General features: G+C 62.1%; 15 protein-coding genes. 7 read left to right on the forward strand and 8 right to left on the reverse strand.

Annotated features, from left to right (window positions below; genetic code table 11):
• Positions 1–129: 129 nt before the first annotated feature.
• Complete coding sequence (locus tag H045_RS19715; protein ID WP_003234780.1) at positions 130–1,497, forward strand: CYTH domain-containing protein; 1,368 nt, start codon at positions 130–132, stop codon at positions 1,495–1,497.
• A 45-nt stretch (positions 1,498–1,542) separates the two neighbouring features.
• Here the strand turns inward: H045_RS19715 and H045_RS19720 are convergent, their stop codons facing one another.
• Positions 1,543–2,013 carry an Lrp/AsnC family transcriptional regulator gene (locus H045_RS19720; RefSeq protein ID WP_003234782.1) on the reverse strand — a complete coding sequence of 157 codons (471 nt, stop codon included), beginning with the start codon at positions 2,011–2,013 and terminating at the stop codon, positions 1,543–1,545.
• Positions 2,014–2,140: 127 nt separating this feature from the next.
• Between H045_RS19720 and H045_RS19725 the strand changes: the two genes are divergently transcribed.
• The 6 genes from H045_RS19725 (at position 2,141) to H045_RS19750 (ending at position 7,379) form a co-directional block, all read left to right on the forward strand.
• Positions 2,141–2,479: a hypothetical protein gene (locus H045_RS19725; protein WP_015373253.1), complete on the forward strand. Its 339-nt coding sequence runs from the start codon at positions 2,141–2,143 to the stop codon at positions 2,477–2,479.
• Between the two features lie 82 nt (positions 2,480–2,561).
• On the forward strand, positions 2,562–4,238 hold the full coding sequence (locus H045_RS19730; RefSeq protein WP_015373254.1) for a GspE/PulE family protein: 1,677 nt from the start codon (positions 2,562–2,564) through the stop codon (positions 4,236–4,238).
• Between the two features lie 77 nt (positions 4,239–4,315).
• Complete coding sequence (locus tag H045_RS19735; protein ID WP_003176797.1) at positions 4,316–5,236, forward strand: SPFH domain-containing protein; 921 nt, start codon at positions 4,316–4,318, stop codon at positions 5,234–5,236.
• Between the two features lie 10 nt (positions 5,237–5,246).
• The gene (locus H045_RS19740) at positions 5,247–5,693 is read left to right on the forward strand and encodes an NfeD family protein (protein WP_003234788.1); all 447 of its coding nucleotides are present in this window, start codon (positions 5,247–5,249) and stop codon (positions 5,691–5,693) included.
• A 66-nt stretch (positions 5,694–5,759) separates the two neighbouring features.
• A complete protein-coding gene (locus H045_RS19745) occupies positions 5,760–6,074 on the forward strand; it encodes a DUF2388 domain-containing protein (protein ID WP_003234790.1) in 315 nt (104 codons plus the stop codon).
• Between the two features lie 162 nt (positions 6,075–6,236).
• Positions 6,237–7,379 (forward strand): DegT/DnrJ/EryC1/StrS family aminotransferase, encoded by a 1,143-nt coding sequence (locus H045_RS19750; protein ID WP_015373255.1) that lies wholly within the window; start codon positions 6,237–6,239, stop codon positions 7,377–7,379.
• 140 nt (positions 7,380–7,519) lie between these two features.
• Here the strand turns inward: H045_RS19750 and gcvH are convergent, their stop codons facing one another.
• The 7 genes from gcvH to pepP all read right to left on the reverse strand — a co-directional run bounded on the left by gcvH (position 7,520) and on the right by pepP (position 15,811).
• A complete protein-coding gene (gcvH, locus tag H045_RS19755; RefSeq protein WP_003234794.1) occupies positions 7,520–7,903 on the reverse strand; it encodes a glycine cleavage system protein GcvH in 384 nt (127 codons plus the stop codon).
• A 53-nt stretch (positions 7,904–7,956) separates the two neighbouring features.
• Positions 7,957–9,039 carry a glycine cleavage system aminomethyltransferase GcvT gene (gene gcvT / locus H045_RS19760; RefSeq protein WP_003234796.1) on the reverse strand — a complete coding sequence of 361 codons (1,083 nt, stop codon included), beginning with the start codon at positions 9,037–9,039 and terminating at the stop codon, positions 7,957–7,959.
• Between the two features lie 156 nt (positions 9,040–9,195).
• Positions 9,196–10,812, reverse strand: a complete 1,617-nt coding sequence (locus H045_RS19765; protein ID WP_015373256.1) for an ABC transporter permease — start codon at positions 10,810–10,812, stop codon at positions 9,196–9,198.
• A gap of 75 nt (positions 10,813–10,887) precedes the next feature.
• A complete protein-coding gene (locus H045_RS19770) occupies positions 10,888–11,892 on the reverse strand; it encodes an extracellular solute-binding protein (protein WP_003234800.1) in 1,005 nt (334 codons plus the stop codon).
• A gap of 95 nt (positions 11,893–11,987) precedes the next feature.
• Positions 11,988–13,205, reverse strand: a complete 1,218-nt coding sequence (locus H045_RS19775) for a 2-octaprenyl-3-methyl-6-methoxy-1,4-benzoquinol hydroxylase (RefSeq protein ID WP_167325131.1) — start codon at positions 13,203–13,205, stop codon at positions 11,988–11,990.
• Positions 13,206–13,304: 99 nt separating this feature from the next.
• On the reverse strand, positions 13,305–14,492 hold the full coding sequence (gene ubiH / locus H045_RS19780) for a 2-octaprenyl-6-methoxyphenyl hydroxylase (protein ID WP_015373258.1): 1,188 nt from the start codon (positions 14,490–14,492) through the stop codon (positions 13,305–13,307).
• Positions 14,489–15,811, reverse strand: a complete 1,323-nt coding sequence (gene pepP, locus H045_RS19785) for a Xaa-Pro aminopeptidase (protein ID WP_015373259.1) — start codon at positions 15,809–15,811, stop codon at positions 14,489–14,491. Before pepP ends, ubiH begins: the two co-directional genes overlap by 4 nt.

Consider the following 15,811-nt stretch of genomic DNA (forward strand, 5'->3'; position numbering starts at 1 on the left):
CCACTATAGAGCCATCTGCACGGCACAATAAACCGTTGCGGCGCGTTGCCGGGCTCAGTCCTGTACACTGCACGGCCTTGGCAGCCACTCTTTTCCCCGGCTGCGCTCCCGATCCTGGATTTTCCGGCCATGCAGAAAGAAACCGAAATCAAGCTCCGCGTCAGCCGCGAAACCCTCGCTGCGCTGCGCGAGCACCCGCTACTGAAAAAACGCAACAAAAATGGCTGGGAACGCCGTGAGTTGATGAACCAGTATTTCGACACCCCCGAGCGCGACCTGGCCCAGGCCAAGGTTGCCCTGCGCCTGCGCAAGGATGGTGACGAGATTATCCAGACCCTCAAGACCCGCGGCCAAAGCATCGCCGGCCTGTCGGAACGCAACGAGTACAACTGGAACCTGGCCAAAGCCAAGCTCGACGTGAAGAAACTCGACGGCGAATGCTGGCCCGAGCAACTGACCGAGCTGGACAAAAAGACCCTCAAGCCGATCTTCACCACCGATTTTGTGCGCGAGCGCGCCGAAATCGCCTGGGGCCGTGGCAAGGCCAAGGTGGTGATCGAAGCCGCGCTGGACCTCGGCCATGTGGTGGTCGGCAAGCAGAAAGAAGAAATCTGCGAACTGGAACTGGAACTGCGCGAAGGCGAACCGGCAGCCTTGCTGGAACTCGCCGCCGAGCTGGCCGCCACCCTGGCACTGATGCCGTGCGATATCAGCAAAGCCGAGCGCGGCTACCGCCTGTACGACGCCGGCAGCTACTCCCTGAGCTTGCCGGCACCGCAGATCCACGCCGAAATGCCGCTGGACGACGCCTTCGCCGCGATCATGTGGCACTTGCTCGGCAGCAGCCAGCGTCTGGCCGAGCAATACCGGTTCAACGGCCATTGGCGCCTGTTGCAGGACTGGGTCGATCACCTCGGCGAATTGCGCGCCCTGATCGGCAGCCTCGGTCAGGCGGCGCCGCGCCAGTCCACCAGCGAACTGCGCAGCGCACTCGACGCCCTGCTCGAGGACTGGCGCCCGCTGGTCCAGGCCGGTGACGACGACGAAGACATTCGCAAAGCCGCACCGGAGCAGTTCGCCGAAGAGCTCGAAGACGTGCGCTGGGGCCTGTTCTCCTTGAACACCTCGCGCTGGCTGCTGGCCCGCACCTGGACCGCCGAGCGCACCGTGCGCGGCAACCGTCAGGGCGCAGCGCAACTCACCAACTGGCTGCCGCGCCTGCTGGCCGACGATGCCGTCGCCCTGCAACTGCCGCGCTACCAGCAGCAACCCGAAGACCTGGCCGAGCAACTGCCGCGCATCGAGCGCATCCAGGCCTGGCTGCACCATGCGCGTCAGGTAGTGGACATCGCCGAGCTGGACCGCTTGTACGGCGAGCTGAACAAGCTGGTGCAACTGGCTAACCAGCCGATCACCGATGAGTCGCTGGATGCGCGGATGCATCAGGCGATTGCGGTGTATCAGAACCGCGCGTGGAAGACGTTGCTGCGTCTGTAATTCACGGTTAACCGATGGGAGCGGGCTCGCTCGCTCCCAAAGGTTTCAACGCAACACGGGCAGGCTGGTAGTGGACTTGATCTCGGACAACGCCACAATCGAATTCACCTCCTGAATCCCCGGCACCATCGACAACTTGTCGAAGAAAAACCGTTCGTAAGCCTCGATATCCGACGCGACGATGCGCAGCAGAAAATCCACCGCCCCCATCAGCACATAGCACTCCAGCACTTCAGGAAACCCACGAATCGCTTCGGTGAACTCCGTGAAGTTAGAGCGCCCGTGGGCGTTGAGTTTGACCTCGGCGAAGATCTGCGTGTCGAGGCCGATCTTCTTGCGATCCAGCAAAGTGACCTGGCCGCGAATCACGCCTTCGTCCTTGAGGCGTTGAATGCGCCGCCAGCACGGGGACTGCGACAACCCGACCTGCTCGGCGATCTGCGCGCTGGAGAGTGAGGCGTCCTCCTGCAGAAGGGCAAGGATACGGCGATCGTAGACGTCCAGCTCACTGCGCATATAAATACCTTAAATAGTCGCATGCTCGAATTGAATAAGTCTTAAATACTCCAATCGAGCCTATTCTAGATAAGAAATCTCCCGTAGCGCATGTAAAAATTTCTTCAGTCGAATCTGGAGATCCCGCATGCATATTGTCGAAACCGTCTGCCCTGTGACCCGCGTCGATGCGTGGGCCGTCAGCAGCGCCCACTGTCAGGCGCACTATCAGATCGTCGCCGAGGCGGAACCGGATGTGCTATGCCGGATGCTCAACTATTTCGCGCTGCAGTTGCTCACCCCAAGCCAGGTGCGGATGGACCGCCAAGCGGACCTGCTGACTCTGGATATCGTGATCGACGGACTGAGTTGGCACCGCGCCCAGGTCATCGGTGAAAAGATTCGAAACCTGATCAGCGTCTGTACGCTGCAAGTGCATCAGGTTGATGCCGCAAGGCCCCAGGACCTGCTGGCCGCCGCCCGGTAAAAGGCTGAAATACACGCAATGAGGAAGAAACGGCGCCGCTGACTAGCCTGGATATACGTTCGCTTTTGCCAGGTAAACCTGTATGTCCGTAGATCACCGCTTGCACTTGAATTCGCTACTGCCGCCTCTGGTGAAGGCCGGTCTGGTCGCAGCCGACGTCGCGCAGCGCCTGTCGACATTGCCCGCTGGCCACCGGCATCCGCTGGAGCTCATCGCGGCCCAGGGGCCCGACCTTGAAGCGCTCACGCAATGGCTCGCCCAAGAGGCCGGACAACCTTATCTGCGCATCGACCCGCTGAAGATCGACGTGGCGACGGTGGTACCGCTGATGTCCCATGCATTCGCCCAGCGTCACGCGATCCTCGCGGTGGCTGTGGATGCGCAGACCGTCACCGTCGCCAGCGCCCAGCCCTATGTCACCGAGTGGGAAGCAGGCCTGGCGCAGGTGCTCAAACGTTCGATAAAGCGTGTGGTGGCCAACCCCCAGGCAATTGAGCATTGCATGGGCGAGTTTTACCGCCTGGCGAAGTCGGTTCGCGGTGCCGATCAGAACATCGCGTCGCCTGCCAATATCGAACTGCTCAACCTCGGCGGCGGCGATCAGGAGCCGGATGCCAACGACGCGCATATCGTCACGATCGTCGACTGGCTGCTGCAATACGCCTTTGGCCAACGTGCCAGCGATATTCATATCGAACCTTGTCGGGACCAGGGCCGCGTACGCTTTCGCATCGATGGCCTGCTGCATGATGTCTATCAATTCCCGCCTCAGGTCACGATGGCCGTGGTCAGCCGTCTGAAAAGCCTGGGCCGGATGAACGTGGCGGAAAAACGCAAACCTCAGGACGGCCGCCTCAAGACCAGAAGCCCCGCCGGCGCCGAAGTGGAATTGCGCCTGTCGACCTTGCCAACGGCTTTTGGCGAGAAACTGGTCATGCGGATTTTCGACCCCCAGGTGCTGCTCAAGGACTTCGACCAACTCGGCCTGTCGCCCGAAGACCAGCAGCGCTGGCACGCCATGACCCGCCAGGCCCATGGCATCATCCTGGTCACCGGCCCAACCGGTTCCGGCAAGACCAGCACCCTCTACACCACGCTCAAGCGACTGGCGACCCGAGAGGTCAACCTGTGCACCGTGGAGGACCCGGTCGAGATGGTCGAACCGGCGTTCAACCAGATGCAGGTACAACACAACATCGACCTGACCTTTGCCAGCGGCATCCGCGCCCTGCTGCGCCAGGACCCGGACATCATCATGATCGGCGAGATACGCGACCAGGAAACCGCCGAAATGGCGATCCAGGCCGCGCTTACCGGGCACCTTGTGCTGTCGACCCTGCACACTAACGATGCGCCCAGCGCCATCAGCCGCTTGCAGGAGCTGGGAATTGCTCACTATTTGATCAAGGCCACCTTGCTGGGGGTGATGGCCCAGCGTCTGGTACGCCTGCTGTGTCCCAGCTGCAAGCGTGTTACGGGCGCTACCTGCGAGGCTGCGGGGTGCGCAGAGTGTCGCGACAGCGGTTACCGCGGCCGGGCCGGCGTCTTCGAAATCATGGTGATGGATGAGACGCTCAAGGCGCTGATCACGCCCGGCACCGATGTGCAGGTCTTACGCCAGGCGGCGCTGCGGCAAAACATGCACAGCCTGCGGATGGCCGGATTGCTGAAAGTACAGGCCGGGCTGACCACGCTGGCCGAAGTGTTGCGGGTCACCCCTGCAGATTCAGAAACAAATGCTTTGATTGTCGGACAATGAAACCGTCTTTATCGGTGGCAACACCGTTACAATCGGCCGAACGTCGTTTCACTGACACCACCAGATAGGGAATCGCAATGCAGATCGGAACCGTACTGCTTCTTTTCGTGGGTTTGGCCATCGCCATTCTCTTCATGGGATTCAAGGTGGTGCCCCAAGGCTACCAGTGGACGGTCGAACGTTTTGGCCGCTACACCAACACCCTCAAGCCTGGCCTCAATATCATCATTCCGGTCATGGACCGCATCGGTCGCAAGATCAACGTGATGGAAAGCGTGCTGGATATCCCGCCCCAGGAAGTGATCACCGCCGACAACGCCACCGTGCAGATCGATGCCGTGTGTTTCTTCCAGGTGGTGAACACCGCCCAGGCAGCCTACGAGGTCAACAACCTCGAACACGCGATACGCAACCTGCTGCAAACCAATATCCGTACCGTGCTCGGTTCCATGGAACTGGATGCCATGCTCAGCCAGCGTGACGGCATCAACGAAAAGCTGCTGCGCACTGTCGACGAAGCCACGGCGCCGTGGGGCATCAAGATCACGCGGATCGAAATCAAGGACATCAGCCCGCCGGCAGACCTGATGGCCGCCATGTCCGGGCAGATGAAGGCCGAGCGGATCAAGCGTGCGCAGATTCTCGAAGCCGAAGGCCTGCGCGCCTCGGCGATCCTGACCGCCGAGGGCAAGAAGCAGGCGCAGATCCTCGAGGCCGAGGGTAGCCGACAGGCCGCATTCCTGGAGTCTGAAGCCCGTGAGCGTCAGGCCGAAGCGGAAGCTCGAGCCACGCAGGTGGTGTCAGAGGCAATCGCGTCGGGCAACGTGCAGGCGGTCAACTACTTTGTCGCGCAAAAGTACATCGACGCCCTGGGCAAGCTGGCTTCGGCCAACAACAGCAAGGTCATTCTCATGCCGTTGGAAGCCAGCCAGGTGATCGGTGCTGTCGGTGGTATTGGCGAGATCGTCAAGGCGACCTTCGACAACAAGAAAGGCTGAGGCCATTACCATGTGGGAATTCCTTCAGCATCTATCGTTTTGGGACTGGCTGGCACTGGGTACCGTGTTGTTGATTCTCGAGGTATTCGGGGCCGGCGGGTATCTGCTGTGGATGGGCATCGCGGCCGCGGTGGTGGGCGTGATCAAGTTCGTGGTGCCGTCACTGGGGCTGGAGTGGCAACTGCTGCTGTTCGCCCTGTTGTCGATTCTAACGGCGGTGTATTGGTGGAAGCGCCAGCGCAGCAGCGCCAAGGCCAGCGATCAACCGGGTCTGAACGAGCGAGGCTCGGAGCTGATCGGCCGCACCTTTGTTGTGCATCAAGCCATCGTGGATGGCCGAGGCAAGGTGAAAGTCGGCGACGGCGTATGGATGGTGACCGGCCCGGATACGCCTGCAGGCGCTCAAGTACGGGTGATCGGCCAGGATGGCGTGGTACTGAAAGTTGAAACTGTTTAGTCATGATTGAACTCGATCGGTCTGATTACAATCAAACCCAACAGACAACCACCGGAGTCACCTACCATGCGTCTTAAATATGCTGTCGCAACCCTCGCTGTGCTATCCCTCCCCGTCGGTTCAGCCATGGCCGACAGCTTCTGGCGCAATGTCATCTCGTCGGGCGCCACGACCGGCTCGACGTACCTGACCTTCAAGGACCACAAGATGGTGGTCGCCGCTCAAGACGACGCCGGCAGCTTCGTTGCCAGCGACGGCGGTATTCGCGGCCCTTACCTGGAAGCCGCCATGCAGAAAGTCCGCGCCGACAACCCTGGCCTGCAGGCCACGGACATGCAACTGGCCAACGCCATTCTCGCGAAGAATGCCGTCACCGAGTGATACCTGCTCCAAAAAATGCCGCTTTTTCAAGCGGCATTTTTTTGCCTGCCAGATGACAATTCGTTCACCAGCGACAGGCTATATTCAGTCGAACCGTGCAACCATGCCGGGCACTCACAGCCTTTTATTCGTCGCCACTCTGAAACGGATGCCTTCCTCGTCATGAGCCAACAGCCCTTCCTGCCGTTTTCCAAACCCACCATCGATGAAGCCACCATCTCGGCGGTTGGCGATGTGCTGCGCTCCGGCTGGATCACCAGCGGGCCGAAAGTGCAGGCATTCGAAGCACAGCTGTCGGAATACTTTGGCGGGCGCCCGGTGCGCACGTTCAACTCGGGCACCTGCACCATGGAGATTGCCTTGCGCATCGCCGGTATCGGGCCGGGTGATGAGGTGATTACCACACCCATCTCGTGGGTCGCCACGGCGAACGTGATCCTTGAGGTGGGCGCCACGCCGGTGTTTGCCGATATCGACCCGGTCACGCGCAATATCGATCTGACGCAAGTCGAAGCGGCCATTACCCCGCGAACAAAGGCCATCATCCCGGTGTACCTGGCCGGTTTACCGTTGGATATGCCGATGCTTTACGCGCTGGCCAACAAGTACAACCTGCGCATCATCGAGGATGCCGCCCAGGCTCTGGGCTCCAGTTGGGATGGCGAGCGAATTGGCGCCACCGGCGATTTCGTTTCCTTCAGTTTCCAGGCGAACAAGAACATCACCTCGTCCGAGGGCGGTTGCCTGGTATTGAACAACGCCGAGGAAGCCCGCCTGGCAGAAAAGTACCGTTTGCAGGGGGTTACCCGCACCGGCTTTGACGGCCTGGACGTGGATGTGTTGGGCGGCAAGTTCAACATGACCGATATCGCAGCTGCCATTGGCCTGGGCCAGTTCGCCCATATCGAAAAAATTACCGCCCACCGCCAGCATCTGGCGCGCCACTACTTCCAGTGTTTCGGCAGCGATTTTGAACAGACCTACGGCGCGCAATTACCGCCGGCGGACTTCGAAAACAGCAACTGGCACCTGTTTCAACTGGTATTGCCGGAACGCCAGGACGGCCTGCCCGCCCGCGCTACGTTCATGGAGCAGATGCAGGCCCATGGCGTCGGCATCGGTTACCACTACCCGCCGATCCACCTGCTGAGCCTTTATCGGGCGCAGGGTTTCAAGGAAGGCATGTTCCCGGTGGCGGAAAAGGTGGGACGTTTGATTGTGTCGTTGCCGATGTTTACGGCGATGACCGAGGCGGATGTGGAGCGATCGGTAGCGGCGGTAAAAGCGGTACTGAAAGCCGGCTGAAAAATCCGGCTCATCTCAACCAAGTGTGGGAGCTGGCTTGCCCGCGATGACATCACTGCGGTGTAACTCATACACCGAGGTGTCTGCATCGCAGGCAAGCCAGCTCCCACATTGGTGTGTGCTGTTTCAACGCTTTGCGTTTACTCGCCGATAGCGGCCTTGTAGCCTGCGGCGTCCAGCAGTTTATCCAGATCAGCCGGGTTGCTTGGCTTGAGCTTGAAGATCCACGCACCGTAAGGATCGGAGTTCAGCAACTCTGGGCTGCCACTGAGTTCTTCGTTCACAGCGATCACTTCGCCAGCAACTGGCGCGTAGATATCCGAGGCGGCCTTCACCGACTCAACCACCCCCGCCTGCCCTTCGGCTTCGAACGTGGCGCCCACTTCGGCCAACTCAACGAACACCACGTCCCCCAGCGCTTCCTGAGCGTGATCGGAAATCCCGACGGTCACCGTGCCGTCGGCTTCCAGACGGGCCCATTCGTGACTTTCGGCAAAACGCAGTTCGGCAGGGATATTGCTCATATTCTGTGCCCTCTAGAAGTAATGTCAGCGGCCAAATGGCCTGCCGGAAATAGTTAGATCAGTGTCTTGCCATGGCGCACGAAGGTCGGCTTGACCACTCGAACCGGGTACCACTTGCCGCGGATCTCCACCTCGGCCCGGTCAGCCGTCGCCGTCGGTACCCGCGCCAAAGCAATGGATTTGCTCAGCGTAGGGGAGAAACTACCACTGGTGATCTCTCCTTCGCCAACATTGGCGATACGAACCACCTGATGAGCGCGTAAAACGCCGCGCTCCTCCAGTACCAAACCCACCAGTTTGAACTGCACGCCCGCCGCCAGTTCGGCCTCCAGCGCCGCGCGCCCGATGAAGTCGCGTTCGGCCGGTTCCCAGGCGATGCTCCAGGCCATGTTGGCCGCCAGGGGCGAGACGTCCTGATGAATATCCTGACCATACAGGTTCATGCCCGCTTCCAGGCGCAGGGTGTCGCGGGCGCCGAGGCCGATGGGAGAAATACCCGCACCGACCAGATCGTTGAAAAAGCCCGGTGCCTGCTCGGCCGGCAGGACAATTTCCAGGCCGTCCTCGCCGGTGTAGCCGGTGCGGGCGATAAACCAGTCGCCGTCGGCCTGGCCTTCAAAGGGCTTGAGCTGGTGGATCAGGGTGCCGCGGGATTGGGTCACCAGCTCGGCTATTTTCTGCCGGGCATGGGGGCCTTGAATGGCGAGCATCGCCAGTTCCGCCCGCTCATGCAGTTGCACCTGATAGTCGCCAAGCTGCAGCCGCATCCAGGCCAGGTCCTGGTCACGGGTGGCGGCGTTGAACACCAGCCGGTAACCGGTTTGGGTGCGATAGACGATCATGTCGTCCACCACGCCGCCCTGCTCATTGAGCATGGCGCTGTAAAGCGCACGGCCGCAGCCATGCAAACGATCCACGTCATTGGCCAGCAGGTGCTGAAGCCACTCCCTGGCCTGAAGGCCTGTGACATCGATCACGGTCATGTGGGATACATCGAACACCCCGCAGTCGCGTCGCACCTGATGGTGCTCCTCAACTTGCGAGCCGTAGTGCAGAGGCATATCCCAACCGCCAAAATCGACCATTTTCGCGCCCAGGGCGAGATGCAGGTCATACAGAGGCGTACGCTGTCCCATGGGTTTCTCCTTCCGGGCTTGGCGAAGATGCGCAGGCTTGCCATATGCGCTGGACACCTTTATCTACAAGGTCTGCAGCCACGCACAGCGACCCGATCCGAAAGACGGCGCGCACCGAATGCCGCGCATTGTAGCCGCAAGCCGTAGGACTGACACCTAGCCGATTGGCCGGGCCGAGCGACGAATCAAGCCAATGACCGGCAACAGGCCGACACACACCAGCGTCAAGGCCGGCAGCGACGCTCGTGCCCATTCGCCTTCGCTGGTCATTTCAAAGATCCGCACCGCCAGCGTGTCCCAGCCAAACGGGCGCATCAGCAGGGTAGCGGGCATTTCCTTGAGCACATCGACGAACACCAGCAGCGCTGCGCTCAGGGTGCCCGGCAGCAATAGCGGCAGATACACTTTGCAAAACAGTCGTGGCCCACTGACCCCCAGACTGCGCCCCGCTTCAGGCAACGACGGGCGGATACGCGCCAGGCTGTTTTCCAACGGCCCGTAGGCCACCGCAAGGAAGCGCACCAGATATGCCAGCACCAGGGCCGACAGGCTGCCCAGCAACAACGGCTTGCCTGCACCGCCCAGCCAACCGGACAGCGGCACCACCAGTACACGGTCCAGATAGCTGAACGCCAACATGATCGACACCGCCAGCACCGACCCCGGCAACGCATAACCGACGTTGGCCAGGCTGATGCCGGAGCGAATCGCCCGGGTCGGCGCCAGGCGGTTGGCGAACGCCAGCAGCATCGCCACGCTGACGGTGATAAGCGCCGCGATACCGCCCAGGTAAAGGGTGTGCACGATCAGCCCGGTGTAACGGTCATCCAGATCGAAGCGGCCACGCTGCCAGAACCACACGACCAACTGCAGCATCGGAATCACAAAGGCACAAGCGAACACCAGACCACACCAGGCCGTCGCGGCCGCCGCCTTGAGGCCACGCAAGTGATACAGCGCCTTGCCCCGTGGCCGTTCATTGCCGGGCCGGCTGGCGCCTCGGGCACGCCGCTCGCCGTAGAGCACCAGCATCACCACCAGCAGCAACAGGCTGGCCAGCTGGGCCGCGCTGGACAGGCTGAAAAACCCGTACCAGGTCTTGTAGATCGCGGTGGTGAACGTATCGAAGTTGAACACCGAGACCGCGCCGAAATCCGCCAGGGTCTCCATCAATGCCAGCGCCACGCCCGCGCCGATCGCCGGCCTTGCCATTGGCAACGCGACGCGCCAGAACGCTTGCCACGGCGATTGCCCGAGTACCCGCGCGGCCTCCATCAGGCCTTTGCCCTGAGCCAGGAATGCGCTGCGCGCAAGCAGATACACGTACGGGTAGAACACCAGAACCAGCACGATGATCACGCCGCCGGTGGAGCGCACGCGCGGCAGGCGCAAGCCGCTGCCGAACCCTTCGCGCAGCAGGCTCTGCACCGGGCCTGCAAAATCCAGCAGGCCGACAAAGACGAAGGCCAGTACATACGCCGGAATCGCGAAAGGCAGCATCAATGCCCAATCGAGCCAGCGCCGTCCGGGGAACTCGCAGAGGCTGGTCAGCCAGGCCAGGCTGACGCCCAACAGGATAACGCCAACGCCGACGCCGAGGACCAAGGTCAGGGTGTTGCCCAGCAAGCGGGGCATCTGGGTTTCCCACAGGTGGGACCAGATTTGTGCATCGATGCTCTGCCAGGACAGCAGCAGCACGCTCAGCGGCAGCAGCACCAGGGCGGCGACGGTGAACACCGGCAGGTAACAGCGGAGTTGGGCGGGGTGGGCCAAGGAAAAACTCTCTGGTGAATGATAACTTTGAATTCACCACAACCACATTAGATTCGCGGTGCCCTGAAGATGTACTTAGTTCCAGCCAGCGCGGTCCATCAGGCGAATCGCTTCGGCCTGGCGCTTGCCCGCCACTTCCACCGGCAAGGTATCGGCCACGAACTTGCCCCAAGTCGCCACTTCGGCAGAAGGTGGCACCGCCGGGTTGGCCGGGAACTCCTGGTTCACGTCGGCAAAGATCTTCTGCGCTTCAGGCGTGGTCATCCACTCCACTAGCGCCTTGGCGGCTTCGGGGTGCGGCGCATAGTGGGTCAGGCCGATGCCCGACAGGTTTACATGCACGCCACGGTCGCCCTGGTTCGGCCAGAACAGCTTTACCGCCAGCTCAGGCTTCTGCTTGTGCAAGCGACCGTAGTAGTAGGTGTTGACGATGCCAACGTCGCATTGCCCGGCGTTGATCGCCTCCAGCACCGCAATATCGTCAGAAAACACGTCGGTGGACAGGTTGTTGACCCAGCCCTTGACGATTTCCTCGGTCCTGGCCGCGCCGTGGGTTTCAATCAGGGTGGCGGTCAGCGATTGGTTGTAGACCTTCTTCGCCGTGCGCAGGCACAGGCGGCCTTCCCATTGTTTGTCGGCAAGGGCTTCGTAGGTGGTCAGATCGCCCGGCTTCACCCGGTCGGTGGAATAGGCGATGGTCCGCGCACGCAGGCTCAAGCCGGTCCAGGCGTGAGCTGAGGAGCGGTATTGCAAAGGGATGTTCTTGTCGATGACCGCCGAGGTGAACGGTTGCAGGATGCCCATGTGCTCGGCCTGCCAGAGGTTGCCGGCGTCGACGGTGAGCAGCAGGTCGGCGGTGGCATTTTCGCCCTCGGCCTTGATGCGCTGCATCAGCGGGGCTTCCTTGTCGGTGATGAACTTCACCTGCACGCCGGTCTTTTGGGTATAGGCATCGAACACCGGCTTGATCAGTTCGTCGATGCGCGAGGAGTAGACCACAACTTCGTCGGCGGCCTGGGCGCTGCTGCAGCCGATCAGGGTGAGTGCCAGGGCAGTCAGGAGGCGCTTGGGTGCCGACATGGGGGCGGTCGCTCATTTGCAAAAAGAGGGCAAATGATAAGGACTCACATTTGGTAACGCTTGGCGGAGGCGTTACCAGATGTTGCACGACAACGTCAGGGTTTCGCCAACTCCGGCAGATCGCCGGTCAGCCCCAACGCCTGGCGCACGAACACAGCCTTGGCTTCGGGCATCTGATTGACCATCTTCAATCCGGCATTACGCAACCAGCGCAACGGCAGTTGATCAGCCTGGAACAGGCGCTCAAAACCCTCCATCGCCGCCATCAACGCCAGGTTGTGTGGCATTCGCCGACGTTCGTAGCGGCTCAGCACTTTCACCTCGGCCAGGCGCTCACCGCGTTCGCTCGCCCCCAGCAGCACTTCGGCCAGCACTGCGGCATCGAGCAAACCCAGGTTCACGCCCTGCCCCGCCAACGGATGAATCGCGTGGGCCGCGTCGCCGATCAGTGCCAGGCCTTCGGCCACATAGCGCTTGGCGTGACGCTGGCGTAAAGGCACACACACACGCGGGTCGGCGCTGACCACCGTTCCCAGCCGTCCTTCGAACGCGCGCTCCAGCTCACGGCAGAAGTGTTCATCGTCCAGCGCCATCAAGCGTTCGGACTCAACCGGCGTGGTCGACCACACAATCGAGCACCAATCCTGCTGCCCGTCCCGATCCAGCGGCAGAAATGCCAGCGGGCCGGTATCGGTGAAGCGCTGCCACGCCGTGCGCTGGTGCGGCTGGCTGCTACGCACGCTGGTGACGATGGCGTTGTGCAGGTAATCCCATTCGCGGGTGGGGGCGCCGGTCAAGCGGCGCACGGCGGAGTTGGCGCCATCGGCGGCCACCACCAATGGCGTACGCAGCTTGCGGCCATCGGCCAGTGTCAGCAGCCACTCGTCGCCGGAGCGACGCATCTGCTCCAGGCGTGCATTGGCCAGCAGGCCCAGGTCGCAGTCGTGCAGGCGATCGAGCAAGGCGTCCTGCATCACGCGGTTTTCAACGATATGCCCAAGTACATCGGCGTGGACACTGGCCGCCGAAAAGTGAATCTGCCCGGTGCCACTGCCGTCCCACACCTGCATCTCGCCATACGGGCTGGCGCGGCGCGCCACAATGCCATCCCACACGCCAAGCCGTTCGAGGATGCGTTGGCTGGCACCCGACAAGGCACTCACCCGAGGCTCGAAAACCGCGTCTGGGTCAAACGGTTTGACGCTCAGCGGGCTGCCATCGAGCAGCAGCACCTGCAGGCCACTGCCCTGCAACGCCAGCGCCAGGGCGCTTCCGACCATTCCGGCCCCGACAATCAGCACATCTGCGCGCATGTCCATGATTTAAACCTGCCTCGCTGGCGGCGTGCGCCGCACGTAAAGGGTTTTGCCGACGCACCTGATCAAGCAAGGCATCGTCGATAAAGAATTCACTCACACATCCGAGCGCGTGCCCAGGCCCATGGCCTGACGGGCGAACCAGCGCTTGGCCGGCGGCAACAGGTCCAGGCCGAGCAGGCCCAGATTACGGCCCAATGCCACCAACGGCTGACCGCTGCCAAACAGGCGCGTCACCTGGTCGGAGAAGCCCACGGTCAGTTGCTGATCGCCGCGTTGACGCTCGCGATAACCCTGCAGGGTCGCGAGATCGCCCGGCACTTGCGGACCGGCCAGCAAGGCTTCGGCCAGGGCATCCGCATCACGAAGGGACAGGTTGAAGCCCTGCCCGGCAATCGGGTGCAGGCTATGGGCCGCGTTGCCAAGGATCGCCAGGTGCGAGCGTACTTGCTCTTCGGCCTCCACCAGGGTCAGCGGGTACAGATGACGCGCACCGACTTGCTTGAACGTGCCCAGGCGGTAGCCGAACACGCTCTGCAGCTCGCCGAGGAAACTGCGCTCATCGAGGTCGACCAGGCGCTGGGCGTCCATGCCGATGCGGGTCCAGACCAGCGCGCAGCGATTGTCCGGCAGCGGCAGCAAGGCCATCGGGCCGTCATCGGTAAAGCGCTCGAAGGCCTCGCCGTTGTGGGCCTCGCTCGGGGTGACGTTGGCGATCAGCGCACTCTGGTTATACGCTCGGGTTTTGACGCTGATGCCGAGCTGTTCACGCAGGCTGGAGCGGCCACCGTCGGCCAGCACGGCGAGGTCGCACGTCAGCACCGTTTCATCGTTGAGGGTCAGGCGGTAGCCGTCGGGCAACGGCTCCATGCGCGTGACTTCCGCCGGACAGCGCCAGCTCACCACGTCTTTGTCCAGGCTCTGCCACAGGCACTGGCCGAGCCAGGCGTTTTCCACCACATACCCCAGAGCCGGCACGCCCTCTTCCAGAGCGAACAGGCGCGTGGTGGAGAAACGGCCACGGTCCGACACATGGATCTGTTTGATCGGCTCGGCGCGGCGGGCAATGTCCTGCCAGACGCCCAGCCGCTGATAGATCTGCCGCGCGCCGAATGACAGCGCCGAGGACCTCGCGTCGTAGCTTGGCTGGTAGCTGTCGCCCGGTGCGAAGGGTTCAACCAGCATGATCTTCCAGCCCCGCGCCTTGGCGCCGGCCTGCAATGCCAGCGCCAGGCTCGCGCCCACCAGACCGCCGCCGACAATGGCCAGGTTGACCCGGCTCATCGGGCAGCCGCCATCAGCGATTCGATTTCGGCCACGGTCTTGGGCACGCCGCCGGTCAGGATTTCACAGCCCTTCTTGGTCACTACCACGTCGTCCTCGATGCGCACGCCAATGCCACGCCATTTCTTTGCCACGTTCTGGTTGTCCGGAGAAATATAGATACCCGGCTCCACGGTCAACACCATGCCTACTTCCAGCACCCGCCATTCACCTCCGACCCGGTACTCGCCCACATCGTGCACGTCCATGCCCAGCCAGTGTCCGGCGCGGTGCATGTAAAACGCGCGGTAGGCTTCGCTGGCGATCAGCTCGTTGACATCCCCCCGCAGCAGCCCGAGGCTTACCAGCCCGGCGGTGATAACGCGCACGGTCGCTTCATGGGCCTGGTTCCAATGTTTGTTCGGCGCGATTTCGGCAAAGGCGGCTTCCTGGGACGCCAGCACGATCTCATAGATCGCCTTTTGCTCGGCCGAAAACCTGCCGTTGACCGGCCAGGTGCGCGTGATGTCGCTGGCGTAGCAGTCGATCTCGCAACCCGCGTCGATCAGCACCAGGTCGCCGTCCTTGAGCAGCGCGTCGTTCTGCTGGTAATGCAGGATGCAGCTGTTGCGCCCGGCGGCGACGATGGAGCCGTAGGCCGGCATTTTCGCGCCACCCTGGCGGAACACGTAATCCAGCTCGGCTTCGAGGCTGAACTCATGCAGACCGGCGCGGCTGGCCTGCATCGCCCGCACATGGGCAGCGCAGGAAATGCGTGCGGCCTCGCGCATCACCTTAAGCTCTGCCGCCGACTTGTAAAGACGCATGTCGTGTAACAGATGATCCAGGGCCACGAACTCTTTGGGCGGCTGGGCGCCCAGGTGGGCTTTGGAGCGGATCACGTTGATCCACTCCATCACATGGCGGTCGAACTCGGCATTGCTGCCCATGGCCGAATACACCCGGTCGCGGCCTTCGATCAGGCCGGGCAGGATGTCGTCGATATCGGTGATGGGGAAAGCGTCGTCGGCGCCAAAGTCGCGGATCGCACCTTCGGTGCCGGCGCGCAGGCCGTCCCACAGCTCGCGCTCGGCGTTGCGCTCGCGGCAGAACAGCACGTACTCACCGTGTTGACGGCCGGGCATCAGCACGATCACCGCCTGCGGTTCGGGGAAGCCGCTCAGGTACTGGAAATCGCTGTCCTGACGGTACACGTGCTCGACATCGCGATTACGAATGGCCACGGCGGCGGCCGGCAGAATCGCGATGCTGTTGGGTTCCATCTGCGCCATGAGCGCCTTGCGGCGCCGGGTGTATTCCGCTTTGGGGATATGGATCAT

This window comes from Pseudomonas poae RE*1-1-14 (genome assembly GCF_000336465.1).
GTDB lineage: Bacteria > Pseudomonadota > Gammaproteobacteria > Pseudomonadales > Pseudomonadaceae > Aquipseudomonas > Aquipseudomonas poae.

Excerpts from the sequence above, each read along its gene's own strand:
- H045_RS19715 (WP_003234780.1), top strand. The coding sequence starts at position 130 with ATGCAGAAAGAAACCGAAATCAAGCTCCGCGTCAGCCGCGAAACCCTC.
- H045_RS19720 (WP_003234782.1), bottom strand. The coding sequence starts at position 2,013 with ATGCGCAGTGAGCTGGACGTCTACGATCGCCGTATCCTTGCCCTTCTG.
- H045_RS19725 (WP_015373253.1), top strand. The coding sequence starts at position 2,141 with ATGCATATTGTCGAAACCGTCTGCCCTGTGACCCGCGTCGATGCGTGG.
- H045_RS19730 (WP_015373254.1), top strand. The coding sequence starts at position 2,562 with ATGTCCGTAGATCACCGCTTGCACTTGAATTCGCTACTGCCGCCTCTG.
- H045_RS19735 (WP_003176797.1), top strand. The coding sequence starts at position 4,316 with ATGCAGATCGGAACCGTACTGCTTCTTTTCGTGGGTTTGGCCATCGCC.
- H045_RS19740 (WP_003234788.1), top strand. The coding sequence starts at position 5,247 with ATGTGGGAATTCCTTCAGCATCTATCGTTTTGGGACTGGCTGGCACTG.
- H045_RS19745 (WP_003234790.1), top strand. The coding sequence starts at position 5,760 with ATGCGTCTTAAATATGCTGTCGCAACCCTCGCTGTGCTATCCCTCCCC.
- H045_RS19750 (WP_015373255.1), top strand. The coding sequence starts at position 6,237 with ATGAGCCAACAGCCCTTCCTGCCGTTTTCCAAACCCACCATCGATGAA.
- gcvH (WP_003234794.1), bottom strand. The coding sequence starts at position 7,903 with ATGAGCAATATCCCTGCCGAACTGCGTTTTGCCGAAAGTCACGAATGG.
- gcvT (WP_003234796.1), bottom strand. The coding sequence starts at position 9,039 with ATGGGACAGCGTACGCCTCTGTATGACCTGCATCTCGCCCTGGGCGCG.
- H045_RS19770 (WP_003234800.1), bottom strand. The coding sequence starts at position 11,892 with ATGTCGGCACCCAAGCGCCTCCTGACTGCCCTGGCACTCACCCTGATC.
- H045_RS19775 (WP_167325131.1), bottom strand. The coding sequence starts at position 13,205 with ATGCGCGCAGATGTGCTGATTGTCGGGGCCGGAATGGTCGGAAGCGCC.
- ubiH (WP_015373258.1), bottom strand. The coding sequence starts at position 14,492 with ATGAGCCGGGTCAACCTGGCCATTGTCGGCGGCGGTCTGGTGGGCGCG.
- pepP (WP_015373259.1), bottom strand. The coding sequence starts at position 15,811 with ATGATCCATATCCCCAAAGCGGAATACACCCGGCGCCGCAAGGCGCTC.